Origin of the sequence: Maribacter aurantiacus (genome assembly GCF_005780245.1) — a bacterium.
Taxonomy (GTDB): domain Bacteria; phylum Bacteroidota; class Bacteroidia; order Flavobacteriales; family Flavobacteriaceae; genus Maribacter; species Maribacter flavus.
In genome coordinates, this window is record NZ_VBUK01000003.1 from 152,460 (window position 1) to 169,642 (window position 17,183).

At 42.4% G+C, this 17,183-nt stretch carries 12 protein-coding genes; 6 read left to right on the forward strand and 6 right to left on the reverse strand.

The annotated features are described in order from the left end of the window. Nucleotides 1-27 precede the first annotated feature (27 nt). The 6 genes from FEK29_RS07620 to FEK29_RS07645 all read right to left on the reverse strand — a co-directional run bounded on the left by FEK29_RS07620 (nt 28) and on the right by FEK29_RS07645 (nt 7,975). A complete protein-coding gene (locus FEK29_RS07620; protein WP_138257832.1) occupies nt 28-3,108 on the reverse strand; it encodes a SusC/RagA family TonB-linked outer membrane protein in 3,081 nt (1,026 codons plus the stop codon). A 510-nt stretch (nt 3,109-3,618) separates the two neighbouring features. Then, the gene (locus tag FEK29_RS07625; RefSeq protein ID WP_138257833.1) at nt 3,619-3,969 is read right to left on the reverse strand and encodes an L-rhamnose mutarotase; all 351 of its coding nucleotides are present in this window, start codon (nt 3,967-3,969) and stop codon (nt 3,619-3,621) included. After that, nucleotides 3,966-5,291 (reverse strand): L-fucose:H+ symporter permease, encoded by a 1,326-nt coding sequence (gene fucP / locus FEK29_RS07630; protein WP_138257834.1) that lies wholly within the window; start codon nt 5,289-5,291, stop codon nt 3,966-3,968. Before fucP ends, FEK29_RS07625 begins: the two co-directional genes overlap by 4 nt. 19 nt (nt 5,292-5,310) lie before the next feature. Beyond that, nucleotides 5,311-6,105, reverse strand: coding sequence for an SDR family oxidoreductase (locus FEK29_RS07635; RefSeq protein ID WP_138257835.1), 795 nt, complete (start codon nt 6,103-6,105; stop codon nt 5,311-5,313). Nucleotides 6,106-6,111: 6 nt separating this feature from the next. Further along, the gene (locus FEK29_RS07640; RefSeq protein WP_138257836.1) at nt 6,112-6,945 is read right to left on the reverse strand and encodes an amidohydrolase family protein; all 834 of its coding nucleotides are present in this window, start codon (nt 6,943-6,945) and stop codon (nt 6,112-6,114) included. A gap of 13 nt (nt 6,946-6,958) precedes the next feature. Then, nucleotides 6,959-7,975 (reverse strand): zinc-binding alcohol dehydrogenase family protein, encoded by a 1,017-nt coding sequence (locus tag FEK29_RS07645; protein ID WP_138257837.1) that lies wholly within the window; start codon nt 7,973-7,975, stop codon nt 6,959-6,961. A 211-nt stretch (nt 7,976-8,186) separates the two neighbouring features. On the opposite strand from FEK29_RS07645, the gene FEK29_RS07650 reads away from it, so the two are divergent. From FEK29_RS07650 to FEK29_RS07675, 6 genes are read left to right on the forward strand one after another with little or no spacing between them, the layout of a single operon-like run. Next, nucleotides 8,187-10,658 carry a glycoside hydrolase family 95 protein gene (locus tag FEK29_RS07650; protein ID WP_138257838.1) on the forward strand — a complete coding sequence of 824 codons (2,472 nt, stop codon included), beginning with the start codon at nt 8,187-8,189 and terminating at the stop codon, nt 10,656-10,658. Between the two features lie 2 nt (nt 10,659-10,660). Then, the gene (locus FEK29_RS07655) at nt 10,661-12,226 is read left to right on the forward strand and encodes a glycoside hydrolase family 43 protein (protein WP_138257839.1); all 1,566 of its coding nucleotides are present in this window, start codon (nt 10,661-10,663) and stop codon (nt 12,224-12,226) included. Between the two features lie 23 nt (nt 12,227-12,249). Beyond that, nucleotides 12,250-13,365 carry an alpha/beta hydrolase-fold protein gene (locus FEK29_RS07660; protein WP_138257840.1) on the forward strand — a complete coding sequence of 372 codons (1,116 nt, stop codon included), beginning with the start codon at nt 12,250-12,252 and terminating at the stop codon, nt 13,363-13,365. A gap of 21 nt (nt 13,366-13,386) precedes the next feature. Next, a complete protein-coding gene (locus tag FEK29_RS07665; protein ID WP_138257841.1) occupies nt 13,387-14,553 on the forward strand; it encodes an alpha/beta hydrolase-fold protein in 1,167 nt (388 codons plus the stop codon). A 29-nt stretch (nt 14,554-14,582) separates the two neighbouring features. Then, on the forward strand, nt 14,583-15,785 hold the full coding sequence (locus FEK29_RS07670; protein WP_138257842.1) for an esterase: 1,203 nt from the start codon (nt 14,583-14,585) through the stop codon (nt 15,783-15,785). Between the two features lie 17 nt (nt 15,786-15,802). Further along, entirely contained in the window at nt 15,803-17,161 is a 1,359-nt protein-coding gene (locus FEK29_RS07675) for a glucuronyl esterase domain-containing protein (RefSeq protein ID WP_138257843.1), read from the forward strand. Nucleotides 17,162-17,183: the final 22 nt, after the last annotated feature.

Here is a 17,183-nt window from a genome sequence, read left to right on the forward strand (position 1 = left end):
TTCATTTTATTTTCTTTTATAACAATTTTAAAATCCTAGTTCCAATCCTATTAAGATAGTACGGGGTCTTGGATATTGCCCGTAATCCACACCTTGGATATTCAGGTTGTTGTTTCTTGCCCCAATTTCAGGGTCATATCCTTGGTATTTTGTGAAAGTCAACAAATTGTTTCCAGAAAGATACACGTTAAAATTGCTAAGACCGGCCAAGCCCCTGTCCAACCAATCTTGTGGAAACCTATAGCCAATTTTTAGGTTCTGCAATCTTAAAAATGAGGCATCCTCCACAAAGCGATCTGATGTTCTGGTATTCTGGTTGGGATCACCATTTACCATTCTTGGTATGTTCGTATCTGTGTTGGTAGGGGTCCAAGCATCCAATACCTGGGTTCCATGATTAAACAGTCTTAACCCTCCTTCCGTATATACCCTTGTAGCATTGTAAACATCATTTCCTTGATTTCCATACCAGTACATATTAAGATATAAATTTTTATAGGAAGCGTCAAAGTTTAAACCGTAGGAGAAATCAGGAATAAAACTACCAATGACATCACGGTCGTCCGCAGTTATATCACCACTGCCATCCAAATCCTGAAAAATAAGATCTCCAGGCGCAGCATTACTTTGATACGGTGTGGATGCGTCACCATCAAGTGCATTATATTGATCAATTTGAGCTTGGCTTTGGAAAATACCCTCGACCTTCCATCCATAAAAGGATTGAATAGGGTCGCCTACAGCGGTACGGGTTATGTCAAAACCACCCGCATCGGCATTTTGACCACCAAAAATACTAGCGGATTCAGTAGCTAATGCCACTACCTCATTTCTAAAAAGCCCAACATTTGCAGCAACGTTCCACTGAAATTCGGTTCCTGGTTTTGAATAATAAGAAGTGCTAAAATCCATACCCCAGTTTTCCATACCCCCTACATTGGCAATCGTGTTTCCTGCGAAACCAAGTGAGGCAGGAATAGGAACATTAAGAATCAAATTGTCCGTAGTTCGCTTATACCATTCCGCAGACAACTGAACCCTATTTTGATATAAGCCCAAATCAAAACCTACGTTGGTCATAGTGGTCACCTCCCACTCCAATTCAGCATTGGCAAGACGATTGAAAAAAGCTCCTTGTACTTCCTCATTGTTTATGATTGCGTTGGTGTTGGTAGAGATACCGGCCTGACTTTCAAAATCACCGATTCCTTCGAAACCAACTTGACCCCAACTTCCCCTAATTTTTAATTCTGACAAGTTTTCAAGTCCTTGCATAAAAGGTTCTTCAGCTATATTCCAACCAGCGGATATTCCCGGAAAGGTTTTCCACTTGAATCCATCGGAAAATTTTGAGGAACCGTCACGCCGTAATGAAGCGCTTAACAAATAACGACCACCAAAATCATAGTTCAATCTTCCCAAGAAGGAATAAATGACATTTGAGCCTTCCGTTCCGCTAACTGTTTGTGCCTGGGTTCCCTGGAGAACATTTAAGTCATTACTTAGACGACGACCATTACCGGTTATAGTGTAAATATCAAAATCTTGTCTTTCTGCAACGGCTATGGCATCGATATTATGCTTACCAAAAGTCTTAACAAAGTTCAATTGGTTTGAAAAATAATTTCCGGTGGAGGTATTCTGTTGATCTATTGTAATATTTTCTACCCTACCCGCAAATCCGTCAAAATATATGGGTTGCAATTGCAGGTTTCTGAAATTGTTCCAATCGATACCCGCTGTAAAACGATAATCCAATCCATCAAAAAGTTTAACATTGGCGTAGGCCGTACCAAAAATCCGTACATTGGAATTTGTATTTCTGTCTATTACCGCGGGTCTTAATGGGTTTTCAGGATCCGTACCATCAGCGCCATCTGGCGCTCTAAGACCTCCTGGCAATGTTGGGTCCCTCAACGGTATATAAGGTATACCTCTTATAATGTTCTGAATCTGGGTTCTTCCTCCCAACTCCGCTTCATTTAGTCTTTCACCATTGGATATTGTGAAAGATTCTCCAACCGATAACCAATCATTGATATCATGATCTGAGTTCACCCTAAAATTATATCTAGAAAAACCGGTTCCCAACATGATACCGTCTTGCTTAAAATAGCCAAATGAAGCATACACCCTAGAAGCTTCAGAGCCTCCCCTAACACTAAGGTGATGCTGGGTGGTGATACCCGTGGTAAAAACGGCATCCTGATAATCTGAATCTGTTTCAGCATAGGTTTGGGTTGCGCCAGGATAAATAGGGGTATTCAATTCACTCCAACGGGAAGGATACGTGGCTCCAGCATTATCCAATAATTCCCTTCCAAATTCGAGATATTGCTCTCGGTTCAATAAATCCAATTTGTTGGAAGCATTTGCAAACCCGCTAAATGTGCGATAATTCAGTTCAACCCCATTTGCGGCCCTGCCTTTTTTAGTGGTGACCAAAATAACACCGTTGGCAGCCCTTGAACCATATATGGCCGCAGCACTGGCATCCTTAAGTACAGAAATGGAAGCGATGTCATTATTATCGAAGTCGCCCAGGCCACCTACCGGATATCCATCTACAACGTAAAGAGGACTTGATGCAAAACTAATGGAGCCAATACCACGAATACGCACAATTGGATCGGTACCTGGTCCCCCTGAATTATTGATTTGGATACCAGGAACACGACCTTGGAGTGCCTCGGCAAAACTCACAACGGGGAGCGCAACGATATCTTGAGAAGAAACGGTAGAAACGGCTCCGGTTACAGATTCCTTTTTCTGAGTACCATATCCTATTAGAACTACCTCATCCAGCGCCTCCGTATCCTCTAAAAGAACTAAGTTTATTGTAGACCGACCATCGACCTGAATTTGTTGTGTCTTAAATCCAATGTAACTAAAGGCCAAGGATCCATTGGAGGGAACGTTTGAAAGAACGTAGTTTCCATCAAAATCCGTCTGGGTTCCATTGGAAGTGCCAGCCACTAAAATTGATGCTCCAGGAAGTGGTGTCCCTGAGTCATCGGTAACTGTACCGGTAACGGTCAACGTTTGGGAAAATGCCAATTGCAATCCTAAGATAAATGTTGCAATCAAGGCTGTTTTAAATCTATTCATAATTAAGTGGTTAAAGTTTGTTGCAATCAATAGTAATGTTAATCAAGTTTAATTGTCACCAATAAACTGAAACCAAATGTATTCCAAAGGGGAAAGAAATATTAAAACAGATGATGCGCTTTCTTGAAATATTGTTGCACCCAACTGATTATATTGTTAATTATTCAAACAACACCCATTTATCAGGGTATAATTTTAACAGTACTTCATCTTATTGCCCCAAATAATGCAAATTACTTAGGAATGATTAGATCCCATAAAACTAGATAAAACTCTATAAATTAAAATTTTACACCTCTTATTTTACGTTGGAATGGACCGAATAACTGTTAATAAACGATGTTATGAGGCTGTTTTGAAGTTTAGGTTTGATTCTCGCTGATAAAAACTATAAATAAAATGTCTTCAAAATGTACAATCGCCATCGAATTCCAAAAATATAGGGACACAATGCATTTTTTATAAGAATAATTTAGAGCATGTTTAAAATTGTACGATTGATTTTATCACTTATCGAGATAGCTTGAATATACATTCGGTTGGTATCCATTTTTCCCCATCACGTGCAGACGGTAAGGCCTGTTGGAACGTCCACATCAATTGTTCCCATTCCTGAACTTTGGCATTTTCCTTGTCAATTTTTTGTTTCCGTTCAAAGGAAAAGCTTTCGTCCACTTCCATAATCATAAAAAGCCTATTCTCGACCAAATAAATTTCCATATCCAAAATACCGGCATCTTTAATACTTTCAGTAACCTCTGGCCAAACATTTCCAGCTTCATGATATTCCCTATATTTCTTTATTAAATCAGGCTCATTTACCAAATCACAGGCAAAACAATAGCGTTTGGTTGGTTTCATAATGTAGGATTGTATATTGTATACACATTGCGTCCATAGATTCCAACAAGAATAAAACATAACAATGGTAGAACAAATGAGAAATTCACTTCAGGTACTCCCAAAATCGATATATCCGTGTAACCGGTTCCCCCCAAATCCAAAATCAATCCTTGTAAGGTGGGCATCAACGCACCGCCAACGATGGCCATTACCAAAAAGGCAGCCCCAAATTTGGAATCATCTCCCTGCCCTTCCAATGCAATACCATAGATTGTTGGGAACATAATGGACATAAAAAAGGAAATGCCTACCAAAGCGATCAATCCTACCATACCCGGAACAAAAATGGTTATCAATGTAAAAATGGATGCTCCTATGGCGAATATAAACAGTAGCTTTCCGGAACTTATTATCCTGAGTAGTGCGGTTCCCACCCATCTACCAGTCAAAAATATGACCAACGCCGCAATTCCAAAATTTACCGCCTTCTCATTGGTAATACCAAAGGATTCCGCATATTGATAAAGGTAGGTCCAACACATAATCTGTGCCCCTACATAGAAAGCCTGTGCCACTACACCCCCTACAAATTTTTTGGACTTAAAAAGTCTTTTTATGGATTCCGATACAACCACTTTACCTTCCTGTCTTTCGTTACGTGGCATTTTGATCAATGCAATGACCACAAAAAATGCAATGACCACAAGACCCAAGATTACATATGGATTACGAATTACTGCCAGGTCCGATGTCCTTACCAATTCCTTAGCTGTTTCTGACAAAGTTCCATAAACAGGCGCTCCGTTAGGCAAAAGGTCATCTGATTGCAATGACGCCAGAATGAATTTTTGTGCTACCAAAAGACCTAGCAGTGCTCCAATTGGATTAAAGGCCTGGGCCAAATTAAGGCGTCTTGTAGCAGTTTCTTCGGAGCCCATTGAAAGAATATAAGGGTTTGCTGTAGTTTCCAAAAATGCCAATCCAAATGTCAGAATATACAAGGCCGCCAAAAAAAACCCAAATTCCTCATAGGCCGCTGCCGGATAGAAAAGAAGGGCTCCTACGGCATACAAGGCAAGGCCCAGCAAAATACCTTTCTTATAGGAATATCGGTTAACGAATATCGCGGCAGGTAGGGCCATGGTAAAATATCCACCGTAAAATGCCAATTGAACCAAAGAGGCTTGGAAATTATCCAGTTCCAACACTTTTTTAAATGCGGAAACCATTGGATTGGTTATATCATTTGCAAAACCCCAAAGGGCGAAAAGGGAAGTAATAAGTATAAAGGGAACTAATACCGATCTTTTAAGTAATGGTGTTGGGGTTTGGTTTGCCATGATTTTAGGTTGGGTTGGTTTATTTTGTGGATAACAAAGCTCTATCCAAATGTACATACCCCCCGTCTACAAAAACAAACTGACCTGTAGTATGGGAGGATCTTTCCGATATTAAAAAAAGAACGGTATCGGCTATTTCAGACGGTAACGTCATTCTTGAATCCAAGGGAATCCTGTTTTTTATCTCCTCTAATTTCTGTTTTCCGTTCTCCAAACTATTTATCCAAGACTCATACGCGGGTGTATAGCTTTCGGCAATCATCAACGCATTGGAGCGTATGCCAAATTTTATCAAATCCACTGCCCATTCCCTGGTAAGTCCCAAGACGCCGCCCTTGGCGGCCGCATAACCAGAAGTACCTCCCTGCCCGGTAAGGGCTACCTTGGACCCAATGTTCAATATGTTGCCCCGACTTTTTTTCAATAGGGGTAAGGCAAATTTGACCGTTGCAAAGTAGCTGATAAGGTTCAGTTTTAATGAGGCAACAAAATCCTCAATGGATTTGTCCAAAGAGGCCCCATCATTTACGCCCACATTATTTATGATCACATCAATACGACCATATTTTTCTGAAACTTTATCAATCGCATTTTCGATTTGGATTACATCGGTCATATCCGTTTGAATAAAAAGGGCATCCAACCCAGTTCGCCGTAACTGGTTTTCGTACTCAATCCCTCTAATGTTTCTGTCGATAAGTACCGGTATGGCACCTTCCGCTGCCAAGGCAAATATTATTGCATGTCCAATGCTACCTTCCATCCCGGCGGAACCCGTTACTACAACGATTTTGCCTTTAAGATTTAAATCCATGCTGCTTCAATTTTTTAGGTTATATATTCTCCCTGCATTATTATGATAGAAATCCTGTTGCTCATTTTCGGAAAGTTCATTGGCAAATTCTTTGGCCAATTCCAGGACTTTGCCATAATTTCCGGCTACAAGGCAAACGGGCCAATCAGAACCATAAAGTATACGCTTGGTACCAAAGGACTCCAGAGCCACTTCCAAATAGGGCAGCAAATCCGGAACCGTCCAATTCCTGTAATCCGCCTCCGTAATTACACCCGATATTTTACAGTGTACATTTTCAACTTTCCCTAGTTCCTTCATGAGTAATTTCCATGCTTGGATATATCCTGATTTAATATAGGGTTTGCCCATATGGTCAAGTACGAAAGTTATGTGGGGAAAAAGCCTCACGAATTCCAATACGGAAGGTAATTGATGCGGAAAGACCAAAATTTCATAGATCAGGCCGCGATTCTGCAGCTCTCCAATACCCTCCAGGAATTCTTTCCTTAAAAGAAATAATGGGTCTATTTCGGCCTGTACTACATGTCTATACCCCTTGACAATGGGGAATTGCCCATAAATGTCCAAATCATGATGAAGACGTTCACTTCGCAAATCGACCCAACCTATGATGCCTTTTATAAAATCGTGCTTACTGGCCAAGTCCAGGAGAAAATCGTTTTCCTTAAGGGTTTGGTCCGCCTGTACGGCAATACAACCACCCACCTTGTTTTCATTATAAATGGGCTCCAAATCCATCGGTAAAAAATCCCTTCGGATGTTGGCCATATTATCATCGATCCAGGCATGTTTTTCCTTTTCAAAAATCCAGAAATGCTGATGTGAGTCAATAATCATAAAAACGAACTTTTCATTTCCAATCAAAAGTAACCATGGCCTTGACCACATTTGTTTCTGGTAATAACCAAGAGTCGAAATGTTCAATCATTTCAGAATAATGAACCTTATGCGTTATAAACGAATCTGTTGGGAAATCCTTGATATGATCGATTACGAACTGAAAATCTTCCAAAGTAGCATTTCTACTGCACATCAAAGTCGTTTCCTTGGCATGTATCTGGGGGTGCACATAGGTAAGTTCTCCTTTGGAAAGGCCTACCAAAACAAATCTGCCACCGTGTGACATATAGGATACCCCAGACTCCAAAGCATGTTTGTTTCCAGTAGCGTCAAATACAGCGGTAGCCAAGTCACCATTGGTAATTTTATCTATCTTTTCAAGGGGGCTCTCCCTAACGTCCAAAACATGGGAAACCCCTATTTGATTGGCAGCGTAATTCAATCGGTCTTTATTCATATCCAAGGCAATAACCTTGGCACCCTTAATTTGGGCCAACTTCATGAGGCCGATACCTATAGGTCCACAACCAATTACTACGATTGTTTCGCCTTTATGAATAGCTGCCCTTCTTAGGGCATGTGCCCCAATAGCCAAAGGCTCTATGATGGCCATTTCCTCGAGGGAAAGATTATTTGCGGGAATAAGCAGATTTTTAGACAGGCTTATAATTTGTTGCATCCCCCCATCCACATGTACGCCTAAAACATTGATTTGGGTGCAGCAATTTGTTTTTCCATTTCTGCAGGCCACACAGGTGCCGCAACTTACATAAGGCATGACGATTACTTGATCGCCAATTCTGAAATCATCTTCATCTTGGGCAATATCCAATATCTCCCCGGCGAGTTCATGACCCAGTATTCTTGGGTATTTGAAAAAAGCTTGATTTCCACCATAGGCATGTAAATCCGTTCCACAAATACCTACACGATGTATTTTGACCAGTACTTCCCCGGTCCTTCTAACCGGTCGTTCTTTTTCCTTCAATTCAAAACGGCCAGGTTCCTGGCAAATGATATATTTCATGGTGCTGCGTCACTTATCTTAAACCAAAAAAATTAATAATTCGGTTCACAAATGTTATAAGTCTCAAAATAACGGAAGTTATTCTAACAATTTATTGGTTTTTTTTAGATTCCTTCACAATTTTTCAAAAAATACTTTTTAAAAATAAAATTTAAATCGGCTTTATGTGTATATTGAACACTTAAATTTAAACCTTCATTTTATAAGTTAGATGGTAACCCTAAAAAAAGTAATATATACGGCCATTCTCCTAGCTCCATTTTTATTGTTCGGACAACAAAATTCTGACCTAAAATTATGGTATGATGAACCTTCCGGGAAGGATTGGGAAAATGCTTTGCCCATAGGAAACGGACGCATAGGAGCCATGGTTTACGGCAATGTGTCTAATGAAATTTTTCAATTGAACGAGCATACCGTATGGAGTGGAAGCCCTAATCGAAATGATAATCCCAATGCACTGGAAGCTCTGCCAGAAGTGAGAAAGTTAATCTTTGATGGTGAATACAAGGCCGCCGAACAACTGGCCAATGAGAAAATCATTACCAAGAAATCACATGGACAAATGTTCCAACCCGTGGGCAACCTGGAACTGTCGTTTTCAAACCATAACAATTACAACGACTATTATCGGGAATTGGATATCAGCAAGGCCGTTAGTAAAACCTCTTACCAATTAAATGGGATTACCTATAACCGAGAAGCATTTGTTTCTTTGGCCGACCGTGTGCTAGTTATCAAAATTTCGGCTGATGAACCGGGTAAAGTTTCATTTACGGCAAACTTTAATACGCCCCACCTAGAACCAAGAATTGAGACTCAGGGTAACGACCAACTTTCACTTTGGGGGAAGACGAGCGACCACGAAGGAGTAGAGGGTAAAGTGGAGTTCAATGCGCTGGCCAGAATAAAAACTACTAACGGAACGGTCACCCAAACCAATTCCTCCGTTGAAGTTAAAAATGCGGATGAAGCCGTTATCATGGTTTCCATTGCTACAAACTTTAATTCATACCATGACTTGAGTGGTGATGAAACGGAACGGACAAAAGCGTATTTGGATGCTGCTTTTGAAAAAGAATATGACCAATTAAAGTCTGACCACATTAAAAAATATCAAAAGCTCTTTGATAGGGTTGTTTTGGATTTTGGAAGTTCGGAGGCTTCAAAACTCGCAACAGATGAGCGCTTGGCGAATTTTAGAAATACCAACGACCCTTCGTTTGTGGCTCTTTATTTTCAATTCGGAAGATATCTATTGATATCTTCTTCCCAACCTGGCGGACAACCGGCAAACCTACAAGGAATATGGAACGGACGCATGAAACCCGCATGGGACAGTAAATATACGATCAACATAAACGCCGAAATGAACTATTGGCCTGCGGAACGCACCAACCTTTCGGAATTGCACGAACCCTTTTTGACCATGGTGCAAGAGCTTTCGGAAACAGGAAAAGAAACCGCAAAAGTGATGTACGGCGCAAAGGGTTGGATGGCGCACCACAATACTGATATATGGCGAATAACCGGCCCCATAGACGGTGCGTTTTGGGGTATCTGGAACGGTGGAGGTGCATGGACAAGCCAGCATCTTTGGGAACATTATTTATATACGGGCGACACCTCGTTTTTACAATCTAGCTATCCTGCATTGAAAGGTGCTGCCGAGTTCTATGCCGATTTTTTGGTACAGCACCCTAACTACCCCTATTTGGTAGTTGCTCCTGGAAATTCTCCCGAAAACGCCCCAGAGGAACATAAAGGCTCTTCCATTACGGCAGGTTCTACAATGGACAATCAATTGGTTTTGGATGTTTTCAATACGGCAATCAAAGCTTCAGAAATTTTAGAAAAAGATGGAGCCTTTGCCGATTCCCTTAAAACGTTACGGAAGAAACTACCACCCATGCAAGTGGGCAAGCACAATCAATTACAGGAATGGTTGGATGATGTGGACTCGCCCAAAGATCATCATAGACATATTTCCCATTTGTACGGTCTCTTTCCGTCCAACCAGATTTCACCGTATAGAACCCCCAAACTTTTTGCAGCTTCAAAAAGCACATTACTGCAACGTGGTGATGTCTCTACAGGATGGAGCATGGGCTGGAAGGTAAACTGGTGGGCCAAAATGCAGGACGGCAACCATGCCTATAAATTGATAAAAGACCAACTGACCCCGGTGGGTATCAACCAAGGTGGAGGCGGTACCTATAATAACCTTTTCGATGCGCACCCACCGTTTCAAATTGACGGGAATTTTGGGTGTACCTCCGGTATCGCCGAAATGTTGTTGCAAAGTTCCGATGGGTCGGTTCATTTACTCCCCGCCATTCCCGATGCCTTAAAGTCAGGTTATGTAGGCGGATTAAAAGCTCGGGGCAATTTTGAATTGGTTTCGATGGAATGGGAGGATAAAAAATTGGTGGTCGCTACGATAAAATCGAATTTGGGAGGAAACCTTCGGCTTCGAGTTCCAAACGCTGTAGAATTAGTCGGAATAGGAACCTTTAAAAAAGCGGAAGACGAAAATCCGAATCCACTCTTTTATGTACCTGAAACGGCTGCACCCATAATTTCCAAGGAGGCCACCTTGAAGAATCTAGAATTGGCAAATACGTTTCTATACGATTTGGAAACTGAAAAAGGAAAGACATACACCTTTATAATGGAGAAGTAAGCATGATCCGATTTTTCACCCATACTATTTTGCTCGTTTTACTGATGCTTCAGTTTTCCGCTCATGCCCAAAAGCAAAACGCACAGAACCCCATTTTGTTTGCGGATGTTCCGGACGCATCCATGGTGCGTGTAGAAGACACGTACTATATGAGCAGTACCACTATGCATTTGAGTCCGGGGGTTCCTATCATGAAATCCAAAGACTTGGTCAATTGGGAATTGGTGAACTATGCCTATGACCGACTCGGAGAAGTGGATGCCATAAATATGGAAAACGGTAAAAATGCCTACGGCAGGGGTTCTTGGGCCAGTTGTATACGCTACCATAATGGAACATTTTATGTCTTCACGTTTGCAGCCACCACCGGAAAAACCTACGCCTTTTCTACCAAGGATATAGAAAACGGTCCTTGGAAAGAAACCTCGTTTGAACCTTCCTATCACGACTTGACGGTCCATTTTGACGATGATGGCAAAGTATACATGATTTGGGGTGCCGGGAAATTGATGATTGCCGAACTTGAAAGCGATTTGTCCGGCGTAAAAAAAGGAACGGAAAGGGTCTTGATTGAAAACGCCAGTGCCCCGGCCGGTGACAATATAATGTTGGGTGCAGAAGGTTCACAACTCTTTAAAATCAACGGAAAATTCTATCTTTTCAACATTACCTGGCCCAGGGGTGGGATGCGTACCGTATTAATTCATCGAGCTGACGACATCAACGGTCCTTGGGAAGGCAGACTTGCCCTTCAGAACAAAGGAGTTGCCCAAGGCGGCCTCATAGATACCCCGGATGGGAAATGGTTTTCTTATCTCTTTAGGGATTATGGCTCCGTGGGTAGAATTCCATATATAGTTCCGGTCAAATGGGAAGATGGTTGGCCCATACTTGGCATAGATGGAAAAGTACCTAATACCTTGGATTTACCTCCAAGCGAAGGATTGATTCCGAATATCGTGGCTTCGGATGAGTTCAAGCGTAAAAAAAATGATGTAATACTTCCATTGGTTTGGCAATGGAACCATAATCCTGTGGACAGTTTATGGTCGCTTTCAAACCGTAAAGGTTTTTTACGATTGACCACAGGGCGAACGGACGAAACATTGGTGGATACCAGAAATACGCTTACACAACGAACGATAGGTCCCGTTTGTCAGGGTGTTACTTCCATAGACGTTTCCAATATGAAGGAGGGTGATAATGCCGGATTGGTGCTTCTCCAAAAAAACTACGGTTGGGTCGGTGCAACCCAAGTAAAGGGCAAAAAGAAAATTGTCATGGTTTTGGGTAACGATGAAGGTGAAAAGATTGTAGAGGAGCTTCCTCTCGACCAGAATACACTCTATCTAAAAGCAAGCTGCGATTTTACCGATAAAAAGGATGTGGCTTGGTTCTATTATAGTTTGGATAACAAAAATTGGAAGAGAATAGGGTCGGAATTAAAAATGTCCTACACCCTACCCCACTTTATGGGATACCGTTTTGGGCTCTTCAATTATGCCACTTCCCAAACCGGAGGCTTGGTGGATTTCGACTATTTCCGAATTAAGAATGAACTGGATTAAAACAATACTATAATCAATATAAAATGAACAGAAAATTACCACTAATCGCTTTACTCACTATTGCAGTGAGCTATATAAGCAGTGCTCAAAATAGCCCATCTATTATTGAGGATTTCAAACCTTCTACAAAAAACCAACCGGGCAAGGAATATCCCCAGGTGAATTCACAAGGTTATGCCCGATTTAGAATTGAGGCACCTGCCGCGGATAGTGTACGGGTCAGTTTAGGCTTAGGTGGCAGAGGTGGCACTAAATTGGAAAAAGGAGAAGACGGATTTTGGGTGGGTACTACCGAAGGCCCTATGGACGAGGGATTCCATTACTACCACGTGAATGTGGATGGCGGTACCTTCAATGACCCTGGCGCCAAGAACTATTACGGTTCTGTACGCTGGGAAAGCGGTATAGAAATTCCTGCACATGACCAAGAGTTCTATGCACTAAAGAATGTTCCTCACGGTAAGGTGGAACAAATCTTATTTCCTTCACCCAGTACGAATACATCAAGAAGAGCATTTGTCTATACCCCTCCAGGATATGCCGAAAATCCAAACAAAAAATATCCGGTATTATACCTACAACATGGTTGGGGCGAGGATGAAACCGCATGGAGCAATCAAGGCCATGCCAATTTGATTATGGACAATCTTATTGCCGAGGGTAAAATTGAACCCTTTATCATTGTAATGACCTACGGGATGACGAACGAAATCAAGTTCGGGGGACTCCGTAATTTTGACATCACCCCTTTTCAAACTGTAATGGTGGATGAACTGATTCCTTATGTAGATAAAAATTTTCGTACTATGGCCGATGCATCCCATAGGGCCATGGCGGGACTTTCCATGGGTGGTATGGAAACAAAGATGATTACCTTGAATAAGCCTGATGTATTCGAATATTACGGTTTGTTAAGTGGTGGTACGTACGCTCCTGAGGATATCGACAAAGAAGATGTGAAACTAATATTTCTAAGCTGCGGCAGTAAGGAACGTCCAGAGCGCATAAAGGAAGCTACAGAAAAATTAAAAGAGGCCGGTTACCCAGTGGCCTCCTATATTTCTGAAGGCACGGCCCACGAATTCCAGACATGGCGTCGCAGTTTGAAAGAAATGGCCCCCATGTTGTTTGCCAAGTAAAATCCTGAATTCCGAGAACACATGAAAAACAGCATTTTTACGCTGACGCTAATCGCTTTTTTTGGATACGGATACAGTTTTGCCCAATCCAAAAGCAGTGATGGGTACAAGCCATCGGAGACCAATCAACCTGGAAAAGAATTTCCGCAAGTCAATTCCGAAGGAAAAGTACGAGCCCAAATTTTGGCTCCTCATGCTACCGATGTCCGTTTGGATATCGGAGGGGTTAAATATGAGATGGTCAAAGATGAAGACGGTCTATGGACCGGGGAATCGGAACCGCAGGATGAAGGATTTCATTATTTCCAATTGAATGTGGATGGGGCATCGGTTCCCGATCCGGGCACCAAATACTACTACGGCGCTGGCCGATGGGGAAGCGGAATCGAAATACCATCAAGCGACAAGGAAATTTATGCCCTTAAAAAGGTGCCTCATGGTTTGGTTTCGGAAAAAATCTATTTCTCGGAGATTACCAAGGGCTGGAGACGCTGTTTTGTGTATACCCCGCCAAACTACCTTAAAGAAACCAACAAACGTTATCCTGTACTCTATTTGCAACATGGTAGTTTTGAGGATGAAACGGGGTGGACCTCCCAAGGGCATACCAATCTGATTTTGGATAATCTGTTAGCCGAAAATAAAGCGGAACCGATGATTATCGTGATGGATAACGGCTATGCTTACAGACCGGAAGAACTGGAGAAAAGTCAGTCCGGTGGCAGACCCGCCTCCGCTTTCGAGGAAGTGATGATGACCGAAATCATTCCCATGATCGATGCTGAATTCAGGACCAAAACGGACCGGACGCAAAGGGCTATTGCTGGCCTATCCATGGGAGCCAACCAGACCATGCGTATCTGCATGAACAACTTGGATACTTTCGCTTCATACGGAGGTTTTAGCGGTACTTCCAACTATCCCAGTAGTGATGCCATTGATACTACTACTTTCTTGAACGGGGTATTTGATGATGGTGTGTCGCTTGATGAAAAAATGGATGTTTTCTTTTTGAGCATGGGTACTAAAGAACCAAACCCTTTTCCCGGGTCTATCGGCGCCTTCAAGAACATGCTTGACAAACAAGGTATTGACTACACCTTTTACGAATCGCCCAAGACGGCACACGAATGGTTGACTTGGCGTAGAAGCCTTTATGAATTTGCCCAGCTCATTTTTAAAAATTGAAGCAGGCGATGAAACTTTAATACACTACTATGAATTTTAAGAATTTTTATTTACAAATTTTCACCTCGGCTCTGCTGTTAACTGCAGCCCTTGGCTTTGGTCAGCAAGCGAATGTCAACTTGGACTATAACCCTCAGAAAGATACGGAAGGGTTGATTCCTTTTAGTGCAGCGGTAAATTCTCCCGAAGTGCATGATGACCGCACCGTTACTTTTCGGGTAAAAGCTCCCGACGCAAAAAATGTGGAATTGAACCCCGGTGCCATCAACACTGCCTTGGGCAAGGGAAGAGAGCCCATCCCTTTTACCAAAGGTGATGATGGGGTCTGGTCATTGACTATTGGACCGCTTCCGGTGGATATGTATTCGTATCATTTTAGGGTAGATGGTGCACAAATTGCAGATCCCAATAATACTCAGGCCGCTTTTACGGCCATGCCACCATACAGTACTTTGGTGGTGCATGGTGACGAACCTTCGTATTATGATGCGAAAAATGTACCCCATGGAAATGTCACGCGTCACGTTTATCATTCGGATGTCACCAATGGCGAACGGGAATTGTATGTATACACGCCTCCCAGCTATGATTCCAGTAAAGAATATCCCGTACTCTATTTGGTCGGAGGTAGTGGCGAGCTACCATCCAATTGGATTTATGATGGAAGAGCGAACTTTATTATGGATAATCTTTTGGCAGAAGGCAAGGCAAACCAAATGATTATTGCCATACCCAACAATCAGGTCATTCATCGGAATCATCCTGAGCATGCACAACTGACCTTTGATATTTTTGAAAAGGAGCTACGAAACCATGTGATTCCAATAGTAGATAAAAATTACAGTACGATAGAATCTCCTAAAGGAAGGGCCATTTCCGGATTATCCATGGGAGGCCGTCACAGTATGTTCATCGGTTTTAGGTCGCTCGATCTTTTTGCGAACTTTGGAATTCTCAGTGCTGGAGATACCGATGCGGAAACTTCTTTGAAAGATTTCTTAAATGATCCAAAAGTCAATGACAAGGTCGATTATCTTTTCGTAGGTCAAGGAACCAAGGAAGCGGAAGGTTTTTTCAATGCTAGGGTCCAAGGCCTCGTCGATGCATTGAACAACCATGACATAGAACACGAATACTATGTGGGCGGCAAGGGTGGACATGACTGGTCTACTTGGCGGCACCTCTTATATTATAGGTTTCTGCCCAACCTTTGGAAAGACCTTGATAACTGAACAAAAATCCTTCCAACGTGAAAAAAATACTATACTTCTTTATTTTCTTAAGTACTATCCTAGTAGGTGCCCAGAATAGTGATTTGTCAAGGGATAGTATCGCCAAGTATACCCGACAAGATTTTGCACAAATGAAGGAGCAATTGGGGATTACGATTCCCAATCGTCCAGGACCATCAGGAAATCCTACTGACCCCAATGCCGCTAATACGGATGAGAACAAAGTTGGTTTCTATTCCCTACCCGACCCTTTAGTTACTTCAAACGGAACTCCAGTAGCAACAGAAAAAGCTTGGTGGAACATTAGAAGACCAGAAATAGTAGCACAGTTTGAAGAGGAGATGTACGGTCATGTACCCGAAAACATCCCCGATATAAGCTGGACCATCGTGTCGGAAAAAGACACCACCGCCGGTCCGTATCCGGTAATGGAAACGCTACTTATCGGCAAGGTGGACAATTCCAACCATCCCAATATCGAAGTTAATATTGAGTTGCTGATAGGCCTTCCCAAAATCATTGAAAAAGCAGTCCCTTTGGTCACCCGTTTTGGCTTTATCACTTGGCCTTTTGGTCATCCTCCTAAAGAACCTAGCAGTTATTTGCTATCCTCGTACGAACCGTTATGGAAACAACAACTCATCTCACAGCACTGGGGCTATGCCATTTTGGTACCCACAAGTGTACAGGCTGATCATGGGGCCGGACTCACCTCGGGCATCATTGGCTTGACAAACAAAGGAAAACATAGAAGTCCCCAAGATTGGGGCGTGCTTCGTGCTTGGGTCTGGGGCGCAGAAAGAGCCATGGACTACTATGAAACTAATCCTAAAATCGATGCCTCAAAAATCGGTATTGAAGGAACCTCTCGCTATGGTAAGGCGGCCTTGGTCACTATGGCCTTTGACCCACGGTTTTCTTTGGGCTTTATTGGTAGCTCTGGTGCTGGAGGAGCTTCCCTATTACGAAGGAATTTTGGTGAGATGGTAGAAAATTTGGCTTCTAGCGGCGAGTACCACTGGTTTGCTGGCAATTTCATTAAGTACGCTAGCACGCTCACGGTAAATGACTTGCCCGTTGATGCCCATGAACTCATTGCCCTATGTGCGCCAAGACCCGTCTTTATTAGCGTAGGTTCGCCACTCATCGAAGGAAATTGGGTGGATGGAAAGGGCATGTTCCTTGCAGGACTTCATGCCACCCCAGTATATACCTTACTCGGCAAAAAAGGTATGGAAAGCGAAGAATATCCGGTAATTGGTCAAGCTTTAACTTCTGGAGAAGTTGCTTTTAGGCAACATGCGGGCGGGCATAGCACAGGACCCAACTGGAGTACATGGATTGCGTGGGCACATAAGTACTGGAAAGATAAATAAGAATTAATACAACTTTTGAATA

What these genes read in the sequence shown, in the direction of transcription:
- FEK29_RS07620 (WP_138257832.1), bottom strand. Translation starts at nt 3,108, where the DNA reads ATGAATAGATTTAAAACAGCCTTGATTGCAACATTTATCTTAGGATTG.
- FEK29_RS07635 (WP_138257835.1), bottom strand. Translation starts at nt 6,105, where the DNA reads ATGGATTTAAATCTTAAAGGCAAAATCGTTGTAGTAACGGGTTCCGCC.
- FEK29_RS07660 (WP_138257840.1), top strand. Translation starts at nt 12,250, where the DNA reads ATGAACAGAAAATTACCACTAATCGCTTTACTCACTATTGCAGTGAGC.
- FEK29_RS07645 (WP_138257837.1), bottom strand. Translation starts at nt 7,975, where the DNA reads ATGAAATATATCATTTGCCAGGAACCTGGCCGTTTTGAATTGAAGGAA.
- FEK29_RS07625 (WP_138257833.1), bottom strand. Translation starts at nt 3,969, where the DNA reads ATGAAACCAACCAAACGCTATTGTTTTGCCTGTGATTTGGTAAATGAG.
- FEK29_RS07670 (WP_138257842.1), top strand. Translation starts at nt 14,583, where the DNA reads ATGAATTTTAAGAATTTTTATTTACAAATTTTCACCTCGGCTCTGCTG.
- FEK29_RS07655 (WP_138257839.1), top strand. Translation starts at nt 10,661, where the DNA reads ATGATCCGATTTTTCACCCATACTATTTTGCTCGTTTTACTGATGCTT.
- FEK29_RS07640 (WP_138257836.1), bottom strand. Translation starts at nt 6,945, where the DNA reads ATGATTATTGACTCACATCAGCATTTCTGGATTTTTGAAAAGGAAAAA.
- fucP (WP_138257834.1), bottom strand. Translation starts at nt 5,291, where the DNA reads ATGGCAAACCAAACCCCAACACCATTACTTAAAAGATCGGTATTAGTT.
- FEK29_RS07650 (WP_138257838.1), top strand. Translation starts at nt 8,187, where the DNA reads ATGGTAACCCTAAAAAAAGTAATATATACGGCCATTCTCCTAGCTCCA.
- FEK29_RS07665 (WP_138257841.1), top strand. Translation starts at nt 13,387, where the DNA reads ATGAAAAACAGCATTTTTACGCTGACGCTAATCGCTTTTTTTGGATAC.